This window comes from Actinoplanes sp. NPDC051851 (assembly GCF_040681165.1).
GTDB lineage: Bacteria > Actinomycetota > Actinomycetes > Mycobacteriales > Micromonosporaceae > Actinoplanes.
Genome location: NZ_JBFAYF010000120.1, coordinates 1 through 12,663, shown reverse-complemented (window position 1 = coordinate 12,663; position 12,663 = coordinate 1). Strand labels below are relative to the sequence as shown.

The following is a 12,663-nucleotide window of genomic DNA, read 5'->3' as shown; positions in this document are numbered from 1 at the left end:
GCGCGCCGGGGGGTCGGGGCGGGGGGCCTGGGGTGTCTCGCTTCGCTGAGACACCCCTGAGCACCAGCCAGAACCGGGACCGAGCCCCACACACGCGTGATCCACGAGACGCGGACTGGCCCGTGTTCCGAGAGGCGTGCTAGACGTAGCGCTCCAGGATCGACGCCTCCGCCAGGCGGGAGAGGCCCTCGCGGACGCCCCGGGCCCGCGCGTCCCCGACGCCCTCGACGGCCTGGAGGTCCTCCACCGTGGCGCCGAGCAGCCGCTGCAGGCTGCCGAAGTGGTCCACCAGCCGGTCGACGATCTGGCCGGGCAGTCGCGGCACCTTGGCGAGCAGGCGGAAGCCCCGCGGGGACACCGCCGCGTCGAGAGCGTCCGAGGCACCCGCGTAGCCGATCGCCTTGGCGACCGCGACCAGGTCGATCATCTCGGTGGCGGTGAGCAGGTCCAGCTCGACCAGCGCCTCGTCCAGGGTGCGCGCCTTGCGCCCGCCCGGCAGGTAGTCGCGGATGACCAGGGTGCGGTCCGCGTCGACGCCGGCCATCAGCTCGTCCAGCTGGAGGGCGAGAAGGCGGCCGTCGGTGCCGAGCTCGACCACGTAGCCGGAGATCTCGTCGGCGATCCGGCGGACCATCTCCAGGCGCTGCACCACCGAGACGGCGTCGCGGACGGTGACCAGGTCCTCGATCTCCAGCGCGGAGAGTGTGCCGGAGACCTCGTCCAGCCGGAGCTTGTAGCGCTCCAGGGTGGCCAGTGCCTGGTTGGCCCGGGAGAGGATGGCGGCCGAGTCGTCGAGGACGTGGCGCTGACCGTTCACGTACAGCCCGATGATGTGCATGGACTGGCTGACCGAGATGACCGGGAAGCCGGACTGCTTGGCGACCCGCTCCGCGGTCCGGTGCCGGGTGCCGGACTCCTCGGACGGGATCGACGGGTCGGGCATCAGGTGCACGGCGGCCCGGACGATGCGGGTGCCGTCGCTGGAGAGCACCACGGCGCCGTCCATCTTGCACAGCTCACGAAGCCGGGTGGCGGAGAACTCCACATCGAGCGGGAAGCCGCCGGTGCAGATGGTCTCCACGACGGGGTCATACCCGAGGACGATCAGCGCGCCGGTACGCCCCCGGAGGATGCGCTCCAGGCCGTCGCGCAGGGCGGTGCCGGGGGCCATCAGGGCGAGGTTCGCCCGGAGCGGATCGCTGGCGCCCCCGGTCAGGCCGGAGCCGGTGGCCGGGGTCATCGCGCGGTGCCCCGCGCCGTTGACGCCGGGCCGCGGCGTTGAACTGGCGGCGGACTTGGAACCATCGCGGTCGAGCGGCACCGGTACAGTCTACGAACTGCCGTCCGGGGCAACGAGGCATGGTTCGATGAATGCTCCGTAGCGTGATGATTCGTCACCCTGGGTCACCGATTGCCGTGCTCGGCCGAGGCCCGCGCTGCGCTCTGCAACGCCGACCGGAGGTCGCTGACCTCGATGACCTGCATCCCCTTGGGGGCGCCCCCCTCGGCTCCGGCGCTGCCCGGCGGCACCAGCGCCACCCGGAAACCGAGTCGTGCCGCCTCGGCCAGCCGCCGCCCGATCGCGCTGACCCGCCGGATCTCGCCGGTCAGGCCGACCTCGCCGATCGCCACCAGGGTGGGCGCCATCGCCAGGTCGAGCCCGCCGGAGGCGACCGAGAGGGCCATCGCCAGGTCGGCCGAGGGCTCGGTCAGCCGGATGCCGCCCACGGTGGCCGCGAAGACCTCCCGGTTGTAGAGCTTGAGCTGTTTCGTACGCCGTTCCAGCACGGCCAGGACCATGGCGAGCCGCGCGCTGTCGAGCCCGGAGACCGTACGCCGTGGCGAGCCCTGGACCTCGGCGCCGATCAGCGCCTGCACCTCGGTGACCAGCGCCCGGCGCCCCTCCATCGCGACGGTGACGCAGGTGCCGGGCACCGGCTCCTGGTAGCGGGTGAGGAAGAGCCCGGACGGGTCGGGCAGGCTGGTGATCCCGCCCTCGTGCATCTCGAAGCAGCCCACCTCATCGGCCGCCCCGAACCGGTTCTTCACACCGCGGACCAGCCGCAGCGAGGAGTGCTTGTCACCCTCGAAGTGCAGCACCACGTCGACCAGGTGCTCCAGCACCCGGGGCCCGGCGACCTGCCCGTCCTTGGTGACGTGGCCGACCAGCACGGTGGCGATGCCGCGCTCCTTGGCGATCGCGACCAGCGCCGCGGTGACCGCGCGCACCTGGGTGACCCCGCCGGGGACGCCCTCGGTGCCGGGCGCCGAGACGGTCTGCACCGAGTCGAGCACCAGCAGACCGGGCTTGACCGCGTCCAGGTGACCGATCACCGTGCCCAGATCGTTCTCCGCCGCGAGGAACAGCCGGTCGTGCAGCGCCCCGAGCCGCTCGGCCCGCAGCCGGACCTGACTCACCGACTCCTCCCCGCTGACGACCAGCGAGGGACTGCCCGCGTTCACCGCCCACTGCTGGGCGACGTCGAGCAGCAGCGTGGACTTGCCCACCCCGGGCTCCCCGGCGAGCAGCACCACCGCCCCCTGGACCAGCCCACCGCCGAGCACCCGGTCCAGCTCACCGACCCCGGTCGGCACGGCACGGGCCGGCGCCGCACTGATCTGCGCGATCGGCCGGGCCGGCTCCGACGGCATCCGCGAGCTGACCACCCGCCCGGAGGCCCCGACGGTCACCGTGGACTCGATGATCGAGCCCCACTCGTTGCACTCCGGGCACCGCCCCAGCCATTTCGGCGGCTGATGCCCACAGGCGTCACAGACATAGGCGGGCCGGGCGGCCTTGGCGGAGGCTCGGGAGGTCGTCACCCCGACAAGCTAGCTCGCGGGTCCGACAACCTCACTCCTCGGTGTGCCCACTCCCGGCCGCCCGTGCTCTCTCAGCCCTCGCGCTCTCCTGGCTCGCGCTCTCCTGGCTCGCGTGTTCCCGGATACGCGTGACGCCACGAGCGTCCTGGCGCCGCGATGTTCGCGGAACCACGATGCTCGCGGCGTCACTGTGCTTCTGCGGCGCGCCTCAGTGCTCGGCGCGCGGGCTCACTCCTCGGTGTTCTCGTGCTCGATGCCGGGGGCACGGGAGACCGGGGTGAGCGGCATCGCGACCGGTGCCTGGATGGTCAGCGGGCTCGCGCCGTTGCTGAACTCGAAGGTCAGGCTCACCGCCATGCCCGGCTTCAGGTCGTCGCTGAGCCCGATCACCTGCAGGACCTGCGCGTCGGTCGGCCGGAACAGGGCCTGCCCGAGCGGCGCGATCTGGATCTGGGCCGGGGTGACCTGAGTCTGCTCGGCCGGAGTGCCGGGCTCGCTCGGAGCGCCGGCCCCCGCGGAGGCGGAGGGGTCGACAGGCGCGGAGGGGTCGACCGAGGCCGACGGGTCCACCGAGGGCAGGTCGCTGGGCAGCTCCGCCGGCGCGGCCGTGGAGACGGTGCCGACCTGCTGCGCCGAGACGACCTCCGGCTGGTTCACCGTCGAGCTGCTGATGGTGACGGTCACCGCCTGCTCGGACTGGTTGTAGAGGCTGACCTCGAGCGGCGCGTTCTCGCCCTTGGCGTAGCCCTCGACGCCGTTGAACTCCACCTGCGCGTTGCGAACGAAGACACTGCCGTCGGACGAGTCGGCGTTCACGCCGGCGATGGGCGTGTCGAGAATGGCGGTCTCGGCGACCTGGCCGGCCGAGCACCCGGACAGCGCGATGACCGCGGCCGTCGCGGCACCCGCGACCAACGCGGCGCGACGGGTTCCGAGCGAGCGCATCACGATCCTCCAAAGAGAGACACCTAGGTGTTGGATCAGACTAGTGGTCGACGATCGGTAACGTGCGGCGACCCGGACATCCGCGGGTTCCCTCACACAACCCGCCCACTCGACACCAGCAACAGCACGTTCATCAGTGCCACGACGATCACGGCACGGAACAACCACACCGACCGTCCCACGTCCCTCTCCTGCGTCCGGCTTTCGGGCCCTGGGGTGGGCGTGTCAGCGGTGCCGGTGGCTATCGGCTGGGCGTTTTCGCGTGGGGCGGCGATCCGGACGCCGACGACGTCGCGCCGCGATAGTCACGCACCGTGATGGCGGGCGGGATGGGAGCCGGAGCCTGCGGGCGGCGGTACCGGATAGATGGGCCCGCTTGGGAAAGCGGCGGTCTCCCGGCCCCGGCGACGCGGGACGCGGGGGCGGGACACGGGACGCGGAGGCGGGGCGGGGCGCAGAGCGCGGGAGGCGGAACGCGGAAGGCGGGAGGGCGGGATGGCGGGACGCGGAGGGCGGAATGGCGGGACGCGCCGCGCACGATCTGGGTCTTTTCGCGGTCTGTCCCGGTCCGGACACCTCCCGGCCGAGGAGCTCGGGATGTCACCGAGCGTGCGGCAGATCGTGGCCCACGCGTTCCTGGCCGGCATGGCGGCCGCTGGTCGTCACCCACCGTGGCGTTCGTGCCGGACGCCCCGCGCCGCCGGACCCGCCCGCCCGGCCGCGCGATGACGGCCCGGGAGGGCGTCGTACCGGGGGTGCCGCTCGACGGCTCTACAGTCGCACGGTGACCAGCGAACGTGGACGCGGAGTGGTCCTCCATGCGCTCACCGTTTTGATTCTTCTGGCCGGGGGGACGTGGTGGTGGCGGGCCGAGCCCCGGGCCGACTCCGATCCCCGGCTGCTGACCTGGCGGCTCGCCGCCGAGCAACTGTTGCCGGACGCCGGGGATCAGGAGGGCGCCGACAACCTGGCGCTCGCCGCGGGGGCGGTGCACGAGGAGATCGCCGATCTGGACGGCGGCTCGTTCCTGGTCTCGGTGGTCTGCGCCGGGCCGGACGGCAGCCGGGTGCGGGTCGCGTTCGGCGACTCCGAGGGGCAGGACTCCGGGCGGGGGCTGAACTGCTCGGGGGACCGTACGCCGGAGGTCTTCAGCGTGGGGGTGGCGCAGCGGCTACGGATGGGGATCACCGTGGAGGTGGGCGGCCCGGTGGTGTTCCGGTACACGCTCCAGCGCGACGACCAGAACTGAGCCCGGCGGGTACCGGGCCCGGCAGAACCGAGCCCGGCAGAACCGAGCCCGGCAGAACCGAGCCCGGCAGAACTGAGCCCGGGCGGTCAGACGCGGGCCAGGTCGGGGCGGAACTCCTCGACCGACTTCGTCCGGAGGACCTTGCGGACGATCTCGCCCAGCCGGTTGACCACCAGCACGGCGGCGGTGCCGTCCTGGTCGGTGAGGCCGAGGTTGCGACGGAGCTCGCCGGTGCGGTCCTGTGCGTACCGCAGAGACTTGCCGTCGGCCTGCGGGGTCTGGGTGAGCGGCTGCTGAACCGAGGCGGCCACCGACGGCACGGTCATCGAGACGACCACCACCGAGATGTCCGAGCGGACCGCGGCGACCGTGTCGGCGATCAGCGCGTCGCAGTCGCAGCCGTCGGTGATCAGCACCACGACCGGGAGGCGGTCACGCAGCTGCAGCGGCCGGCCGTCGGTGGCGACCAGCTCCAGCGCCGGCAGCTGGTCGGTGGTGGCCGCGGTGGTGCCGGAGGTGCGCTGGGTGGTCGGCTGGTCGACCGGGCCGGGCCACGCGGAGGCGAAGAGGCTGGCGACGGTGACCAGGATCGCCATCGAGATGATCAGAACCGGGGCGCGCAGCAACAGCGTGGCGACCTTCCGCATGCCGCGGACGGCGGGACGGCGGGCGAATCGCTGCCATCCGTTAGGCGGGGGTGTGAGGTGCAATTCCGCGCGGATCGCGTCGACCTCGTCGGAGAGCTCGGATAGATCATCCGGAACGACGATCACGCCCCATTCCTCGGGGAATTCGGGCAGTCCGTCAGGGGAGCCGCCCTCGGGCGGCCAGCCGCCGTTGTCGCTAGCGCCTGCCATGACACACCTCCCCTGGCCAGGGTCCCGCATGCGTGGCCGCATCGCCAGTGGTGCGGTGATGCGGACCTTAGCGATAAGCTTGATCTCACAAAGCCATCAGGTCCGGAATTCCCGACTCGTTGGTGAACGCGGTAACGATGTCATTACTTTGCGTTACCAAGGCAGCTTCTCGCTTCGCTGTCAAGCGGTAGAAAGCCCCGTCACAGGGCCTCTGAGCTGCACTAACAGTGACCGTCAGGGCGAGACACGGTCGCCTGGGCGTGTTACCCTAGACACAGCGAAAGGGGTTTCGAACCTATGGTTTTCAGTGTCGGCGAGACCGTTGTTTACCCCCACCACGGGGCCGCACTCATCGAGGCAATCGAGACTAGGGTCATCAAGGGCGTTGAAAGGCAGTATCTCGTTCTGCGCGTCGCCCAGGGCGATCTGACTGTTCGGGTGCCCGCTGAGAACGCCGAGGAAGTCGGCGTGCGCGAAGTGGTCGGCGAGGAAGGCCTGGGGAAGGTCTTCGACGTCCTCCGCGCTCCGCACACCGAGGAGCCGACCAACTGGTCGCGGCGCTACAAGGCCAACCTGGAGAAGCTCGCTTCCGGCAACCCGCTGAAGGTCGCCGAGGTCGTTCGTGACCTGTGGCGTCGCGAGCGGGAGCGTGGCCTCTCGGCCGGCGAGAAGCGCATGCTCGCGAAGGCCCGCGACATCCTGGTCGGCGAGGTGGCCCTCGCTGAGAAGAGCACCAAGGATGAGGCCGAGGTCCTGCTCGACAAGGTCCTCACCGAGGCCTGATCCATCGCACCCGTCAGAACCTTGACCGACGACCGCGACGTGACCGCGCAGCTGAATGCTCGCGGTGACGTCGCGGTCGTCGTTCCGGCCGCGGGCGCCGGCGTCCGGCTCGGTCCGGGAGCGCCGAAGGCCCTGCGACTGCTGGAGGGCGAGCCGCTGCTCGTCCACGCGGTCCGCCGCCTCGCCGCGGCCCCCTCGGTCCGGGTGATCGTGGTCGCCGCGCCGCCGGCCGAGGTCGAGGCCGTGCACGCCCTGCTCGCTCCGGTGGCGCCGGTCACGGTGGTGCCCGGCGGCGCCGAGCGGCAGGAATCGGTCGCGGCGGCGCTCGCCGTGGTCCCGCCGGAGGCCGCGATCGTGCTGGTGCACGACGCGGCCCGGTGCCTCACCCCACCCTCCGTGGTCGAGCGGGTCGCGGCCGCGGTGCGTGACGGAGCCGACGCGGTCATCCCGGTGCTCCCGGTGGTCGACACCATCAAGGAGGTCGACGCCGAGGAGACGGTGCTCGGGACCGTGGACCGGTCGGTGCTGCGGGCGGTGCAGACCCCGCAGGGCTTCCGGGCCTCGGTGCTGCGCGCGGCACACGCGGCGGCGGCCGGACTGCACACGGACGACGCGGGCGCGGTGGAGAAGCTGGGCATCCCGGTCCGGTGCGTACCCGGATCGGATCTGGCTTTGAAGATCACCCGCCCGATCGACCTGGCGGTCGCCACCCACCTGCTGACCCTGCCCGAGAACGGTCGATAGGCTCCTCGGATGATCATTCCGCGGGTGGGAGTCGGTACCGATGTGCACGCTTTCGACCCGGCGCGGCCCTGCTGGGTGGCCGGCCTGGAATGGCCCGGTGAACCCGGTCTGGCCGGTCATTCGGACGCCGACGTGGCCGCCCACGCCGCCTGCGACGCGCTCCTCTCCGCCGCCGGGCTCGGTGATCTCGGCGCCAACTTCGGCACCAGCCGCCCCGAGTGGGCCGGTGCGGCGGGCGTCACCCTGCTCGGCGAGACCGCACGGCGGGTCCGTGAGGCCGGCTTCGAGGTGGGCAACGTCTCGATCCAGGTGATCGGCGTACGCCCGAAGATCGGCAAACGCCGCGCCGAGGCCGAGAAGGTGCTCTCCGAGGCGGTCGGCGCTCCGGTCACCGTCTCCGGGACCACCACCGACGGTCTGGGGCTCACCGGCCGCGGCGAGGGCCTGGCGGGTGTCGCGGTCGCCATGGTCTACCCGGTTACCGGCTGACCCGGACCGCCGGGGTGGCAACCGTCACGGGGAGGGAACCCCACCCGTCCGGCATGATGACGATCATGAGTGTCGCGCTGCCTGGCCGGGCCCGGACGTTGATCGATAACCCCACGTACGCGGTCCTCAGCACGGTCAACGCGGACGGTAGCCCACAGTCGACCGTGATCTGGGTGAAGCGCGACGGCGACGAGATCCTCTTCTCCACGGTCCGCGGGCGGGTCAAGGCGCGGAACATGGAGCGCGATCCACGGGTCACCGTCTGCGCGTACGACCCGGCGGACCCGTACTCGTACTTCACGGTCGAAGGTGTTGTCGCTATGAGTGACGATCCGGCGAACCTGATCGACGAGCTCAGCTACAAATACGCGAACCAGGCGTGGACCGAGGACGGGCCCGAGGTCGTCCGTGTGGTGTGCAGGCTCACCCCTACCCGTGTGATCTACAGGTAGACCGCTTACGCTCACGGCTGTGCCCGCCCCCATGGAGCCCGACACCACGCCGGAGGAGCACCGGCAGCGTGCGCTCTTGCTCGCCGACCTCGGACGCTACGACGAGGCCGCCGACGAGATCGCGGCCGGCCTGAGCGCCGACCGCGACACGAGCGCCGATGACACCGCGAGCGCCGCCGACGCCGCGATCGCCGCAGGGGCGGATCGGGAGGGCGAGGCGGCCCTGCTCGCCACCCTGGCCCGGATCCACCTCGCGGCCGAGCAGCCCGCCGAGGCGCTCACCGCGGCCGACCGGGCCGTCACGGCCGCTCCGGGCACGCTCGCCCCGCTCGTGGTGCGGGCGATGGCGCTCACCGACAGCCGCCGGTACGCCGACGCCGCCCGGGTCGCCGCCGAGATCCTTCAGGGGTGGCCCGAGGATGCGTACGCCCAACGAACGGGTGCCGCCCTCCTGAGCGAGTCGCGCAACGGCCAGGAAGCGCTGAACGCCGCGTGGAACGGCGTGCGGGTGGCACCGACCGAGGCCGAGGCGCACCTGGTCCTCGCCGTGGTGGCCGCCCGGCTCCGGCTCTTCGACCTGGCACAGCGGGCGTACGCCGAAGCGCTGGACCTGGACCCGGTGATCGGCGACGCGGGGCAGGACGTCGGCATCGTCCGGTTCGAGCGGCGCCGCTGGGCCCGCGCGCTGGAGGACCTGGCCGAGGAGGCCTCGCTCGGCACCACGCCCGGCGGCGCGCCGTCCGGACCGGAGGCCTACCCGGGAGAGCCGGCCCCTCCGGTCAGCCTCCCCCGGAAGGCCGTGCTGGACACCTCCGGCGAGGCGACCGGCGCCGTCCTGGAGACCGTGCGGTACGGCGCCAGCGGCACCCTGGTGGCCGCCACCCTGACCGGCGCGATGACACTGATCAGCCCGGGCATCTCGCGCGTCTGGGCGGGCCTGATCGGCTTCCTGGTCTTCACCGCGGTGGTGCTCTGGCTGCGCAGCCGCTCACCCGAGCCGGTCGGCCGGGTGCTCACCCGCCTGCGCTCCGGCGATCGGGCACTGGCGATCGCGGCCTACCTGACCTTCGCCGCGCCACTCTTCCTTCTCGCGTACGCCGTGGTGGGTGGCCTGCCCACGCTGATCGCCGCGATGGTCCTGGCCGGGGTCGCGGACCTGCTCATCGTGATCGGCCGCAAGTGACCGTCCTCATCGTGATCGGCTGGGGGAGACGTGGCTGACCTGCTGATCGCCGTCCTCGCGTTCGTCGCGCTCGCCGTGGTCCTGGTCGTGCTCTTCCGCTCCGAGACGCTCGGCCGCACCTACCTGGCCGCCGGACTGGTGCTGCTCACGCTCGCGGCGGCGACCGCAGGGGTGCTGATCTACCGGGCGGGTGACTCCCCGTCGTCGTCGGCGGCCGCGCCGACCCCGGCATCGAGCCCGTCCACCCAGGCGGGGCTGGGCGCGGCCGTCGTCCAGGTGGAGGTGCCGCTCGGCAGGGGCGACAAGTACCCGCAGGGCGCGATCTTCCTGGACCCGCCGCGGGCCGGGACGGACGCGTACACCGGGGATATCTCGCTGCTCTGCTCGACGCCGGGCAAGGACGACACGGTCCAGAACTGCACCGGCGTGGACGAGCGGGTCTGGAGCGCCGAGCCGCTCGACGACCGCGCGGTGCTGGCCCGGGCCGCCGGTGACCCGTTCGCCGGACCCGAGGCGTGTGACACCGCGAACGGTGTCAGCTTCCAGTCGCAGTACATGGAGCTGGAGGAGGGCCGCAGCTACTGCATGCGGAAGACCGGCGACGCTCAGCAGGTGGTGGCGTTCCGGATCCCGACGTTCCCGGCCACCACGCCGCTGCCCACCGAGCTTCTCATCGACGTCACCGTATGGGCGATCTAGCCTAAAGCGACCGCCGTCCATTAGGTTCGGGACGTGTCGACGATGGTGCCGCAGCTCTATGCCGGTCTCGTCGATGACGCGTCCCTGGTGCCGCCGAGCCCGACCGCGCCGGCCGACGCGGTGACGAAGTTCCGGGAACACGCCACGTCCTGGTATGCGGCACTGATCGGCACGCTGCTGCTGCCCGCGTCGCTCGTCGGGACCTCTCTCAGCGGAACCTCTTTCACCGGGGCCTCTTTCACCGGGGCCGATTCTCCGGGGACCGGGGCGGCGCCGCGCCTCTCCGCCGGGCTGATCGGTGACGTGCCGCCCAGTGCCCTGCCGGTCACCGTGGAGAAGCTGCGCGCGGCAGGGTTGCCCGTCGCGTACGTCGAAGCACCGGTCGCACGCCGTGGCGAGGATCCGCAGCCGGGCATCGCCATGCTCCGCTCCTTCGCCGCGGCCCACCCCGAACTGCCGGTCTACGCCGAGATCCCGCTCAGCTGGGGCCTGCTCGCGGCGCTGGACACGGTCGCCGCGGCGCGCGACGCCGGACTGGCGATCGCCCCGAAGTTCCGGGTCGGCGGTCTGGCCGCCGAACTCTTCCCGACCCCGGTCGAACTGGCCGCGGTGATCTGCGCCTGCCGGGACCGCTCGTTGCCGTTCAAACTCGCCGCGGGCCTGCGCCACGCCACCCGGCACACCGATCCGGAGACCGGTTTCACCCATCACGGCTTCCTCAACGTGCTGGTTGCCTCGGTGATCGCGGCGGGCGGCGGCGAGGTGGCCGAGGTGGCCGAGGCGCTCGCCGCCACACACCCGGTTCCGCTGGTCGAGCCGGCCCGGGTGCACCGCGACGTGGAGCGCCCGCTCTTCCTCGGCTTCGGCGCCGTCAACGTGGTCGAACCGCTCACCGAGCTGGTCCGGCTCGGCCTGATCAACGGTGGATATGAGTGACCTGGAATAATTCGCCCCGTGACCAGGGTGCTGCTGCGAGTCCTGGCGGCCGTGGTCCTGCTCGCGGCGGCGGTGCTCGTCGGCTGGCGGGTGCTGCGCCCCACCGAGCTACTGGCGTCCGCATCGGAGCCCTGGCCTGCGCGGATACCGGTCCGCTTCGGGGTGACCGGGCACACCAACATGGCCCCGCTGATCGTCGACGACCGGCTCCGCGTCTACGCCTCGAAGCATCAGGTGCGCGCGGACGGCCCGGCCTGGGCGGAGACCCTCTACACGGCCACCTGGTCGCTCCGTCGATGGCCGGAACAGGTCAGCGGCGTGGTCGCCAGCGGCACGACGGTGATCACCCGCTGGTCCGATGGTGAGCTGGTGGCCATCGATGCCCGTACCGGAAAGATCTCCTGGCGCGCCGATGGCCCGAAGGCACCCGCCTATTCCGGACACCGCACCGGCGCCGAGGCCGTCTGGTCCCCGCCCGGTCTGCGCCTCACCACCGACACTGTCCTGGTTCTTTCCAACCAAACCCTTTCCGCGTACGCCGTGAGCACCGGCGCCAAACAATGGCAAAAACCGGTCAACTGTTCCGACGGCTTCACCACAGCAGGCGGCACCTTCGTGTGCTCCTCCTCCACGGCAGCCTCCACCGGTGCCACTGCCGTCGACTCCTCTGACGCGGAAGCCGATACTCCCGATGCGGGAGCCGGGACCGACGATGCGGCGGTCGGCGTCTACGACGTGGCGACCGGGGCCGCGGTCACCTCCTGGCCGGCGGGGCCGTTCACGGCGGTCGGCTGCGAAGTGGCGAGCTCGGGGTGCGCGGGTTTCCGGGATTCCGCAGGCCAGGGCTGGTTGACAACATCGGCCGCCCCGGCCCGGTCGACGCCCTTGGACGCTGCGGGCGCCACGGTCGCGGCCGGAGTGATCATCAGCGCCGGCGACGGCGTCCTCACCGCCCGAAACGCCACCGGCGTGAACTGGACATGGACCGGCACAGCCCAGGTGCTGGGCGGCGGCTCAGGCAAGATCGTGCTCTGCACCCCCGACCGCCAGTTGATCGCCTTGGACGCCTCGACCGGCCGCGTGGTCTACGACTACCCGCTGACCTGGCTATCCGAAAAGCGCGACTGGAAACCGGGCGGCATCCAGGTCACACCCCATTTCGTGGCGATCGAGCGCTTGAACGGCAAGGCCCCCGACGACCCGACGTCCCCGATCTACTACTTCAACCTGGACACGGTCTTGATCGCCGCCTTCTAAGTCCGACCCGGCACCCCACCTGGCACCCACAGCCGCCGCCGGCCCCACAGCCGCATCCGCGAGCACCCACCGCACCGATTCCACCCATCGCCGGCCCCACCCACCCCAGCGCTTCCTGCCACCGCCGACCCCGCCGGCCGCACTGCTTCCAGTGACCGTAGGCCCCACCGGCCGCCGCCCTCGGTGACCGTAGGCCCCACCGGCCGCCGCCCTCGGTGACCGTAGGCCCCACCGGCCGCCGCCCTC

At 71.9% G+C, this 12,663-nt stretch carries 13 protein-coding genes; 9 read left to right on the top strand and 4 right to left on the bottom strand.

Features of this window, described 5'->3' with window-relative positions; genetic code table 11:
- Positions 1 to 139 precede the first annotated feature (139 nt).
- From disA to AB0M08_RS46335, 3 genes are all read right to left on the bottom strand, one after another.
- Positions 140 to 1,321 (bottom strand): DNA integrity scanning diadenylate cyclase DisA, encoded by a 1,182-nt coding sequence (gene disA / locus AB0M08_RS46345; protein WP_364508415.1) that lies wholly within the window; start codon positions 1,319 to 1,321, stop codon positions 140 to 142.
- A gap of 83 nt (positions 1,322 to 1,404) precedes the next feature.
- Positions 1,405 to 2,823 carry a DNA repair protein RadA gene (radA, locus tag AB0M08_RS46340; protein ID WP_364508412.1) on the bottom strand — a complete coding sequence of 473 codons (1,419 nt, stop codon included), beginning with the start codon at positions 2,821 to 2,823 and terminating at the stop codon, positions 1,405 to 1,407.
- A 228-nt stretch (positions 2,824 to 3,051) separates the two neighbouring features.
- Complete coding sequence (locus tag AB0M08_RS46335; RefSeq protein ID WP_364508409.1) at positions 3,052 to 3,768, bottom strand: hypothetical protein; 717 nt, start codon at positions 3,766 to 3,768, stop codon at positions 3,052 to 3,054.
- 784 nt (positions 3,769 to 4,552) lie between these two features.
- On the opposite strand from AB0M08_RS46335, the gene AB0M08_RS46330 reads away from it, so the two are divergent.
- Positions 4,553 to 5,017 (top strand): DUF6023 family protein, encoded by a 465-nt coding sequence (locus AB0M08_RS46330; protein WP_364508406.1) that lies wholly within the window; start codon positions 4,553 to 4,555, stop codon positions 5,015 to 5,017.
- An 86-nt stretch (positions 5,018 to 5,103) separates the two neighbouring features.
- Here AB0M08_RS46330 and AB0M08_RS46325 read toward each other — a convergent pair whose 3' ends face one another.
- On the bottom strand, positions 5,104 to 5,874 hold the full coding sequence (locus AB0M08_RS46325) for a hypothetical protein (protein ID WP_364508403.1): 771 nt from the start codon (positions 5,872 to 5,874) through the stop codon (positions 5,104 to 5,106).
- Positions 5,875 to 6,171: 297 nt separating this feature from the next.
- Here AB0M08_RS46325 and AB0M08_RS46320 point away from each other — a divergent pair, with 297 nt between their 5' ends.
- The 8 genes from AB0M08_RS46320 to AB0M08_RS46285 all read left to right on the top strand — a co-directional run bounded on the left by AB0M08_RS46320 (position 6,172) and on the right by AB0M08_RS46285 (position 12,417).
- Entirely contained in the window at positions 6,172 to 6,657 is a 486-nt protein-coding gene (locus AB0M08_RS46320) for a CarD family transcriptional regulator (protein WP_014447856.1), read from the top strand.
- Between the two features lie 39 nt (positions 6,658 to 6,696).
- Positions 6,697 to 7,401 carry a 2-C-methyl-D-erythritol 4-phosphate cytidylyltransferase gene (gene ispD, locus AB0M08_RS46315; RefSeq protein ID WP_364508418.1) on the top strand — a complete coding sequence of 235 codons (705 nt, stop codon included), beginning with the start codon at positions 6,697 to 6,699 and terminating at the stop codon, positions 7,399 to 7,401.
- Between the two features lie 9 nt (positions 7,402 to 7,410).
- Positions 7,411 to 7,890, top strand: a complete 480-nt coding sequence (gene ispF / locus AB0M08_RS46310) for a 2-C-methyl-D-erythritol 2,4-cyclodiphosphate synthase (RefSeq protein ID WP_364508400.1) — start codon at positions 7,411 to 7,413, stop codon at positions 7,888 to 7,890.
- A 65-nt stretch (positions 7,891 to 7,955) separates the two neighbouring features.
- Positions 7,956 to 8,342, top strand: coding sequence for a PPOX class F420-dependent oxidoreductase (locus AB0M08_RS46305; protein ID WP_364508397.1), 387 nt, complete (start codon positions 7,956 to 7,958; stop codon positions 8,340 to 8,342).
- Between the two features lie 19 nt (positions 8,343 to 8,361).
- Entirely contained in the window at positions 8,362 to 9,525 is a 1,164-nt protein-coding gene (locus tag AB0M08_RS46300) for a hypothetical protein (protein WP_364508394.1), read from the top strand.
- A gap of 30 nt (positions 9,526 to 9,555) precedes the next feature.
- Positions 9,556 to 10,224: a hypothetical protein gene (locus AB0M08_RS46295; protein WP_364508391.1), complete on the top strand. Its 669-nt coding sequence runs from the start codon at positions 9,556 to 9,558 to the stop codon at positions 10,222 to 10,224.
- Positions 10,225 to 10,257: 33 nt separating this feature from the next.
- Entirely contained in the window at positions 10,258 to 11,160 is a 903-nt protein-coding gene (locus tag AB0M08_RS46290) for a hypothetical protein (protein ID WP_364508389.1), read from the top strand.
- A gap of 18 nt (positions 11,161 to 11,178) precedes the next feature.
- A complete protein-coding gene (locus AB0M08_RS46285; protein ID WP_364508387.1) occupies positions 11,179 to 12,417 on the top strand; it encodes a PQQ-binding-like beta-propeller repeat protein in 1,239 nt (412 codons plus the stop codon).
- The last annotated feature ends 246 nt before the right edge of the window (positions 12,418 to 12,663 follow it).

Bases quoted from the DNA above. Each gene is read 5' to 3' on its own strand.
- AB0M08_RS46305 (WP_364508397.1), top strand. From the start codon at position 7,956: ATGAGTGTCGCGCTGCCTGGCCGGGCCCGGACGTTGATCGATAACCCC.
- AB0M08_RS46320 (WP_014447856.1), top strand. From the start codon at position 6,172: ATGGTTTTCAGTGTCGGCGAGACCGTTGTTTACCCCCACCACGGGGCC.
- AB0M08_RS46335 (WP_364508409.1), bottom strand. From the start codon at position 3,768: ATGCGCTCGCTCGGAACCCGTCGCGCCGCGTTGGTCGCGGGTGCCGCG.
- ispF (WP_364508400.1), top strand. From the start codon at position 7,411: ATGATCATTCCGCGGGTGGGAGTCGGTACCGATGTGCACGCTTTCGAC.
- AB0M08_RS46325 (WP_364508403.1), bottom strand. From the start codon at position 5,874: ATGGCAGGCGCTAGCGACAACGGCGGCTGGCCGCCCGAGGGCGGCTCC.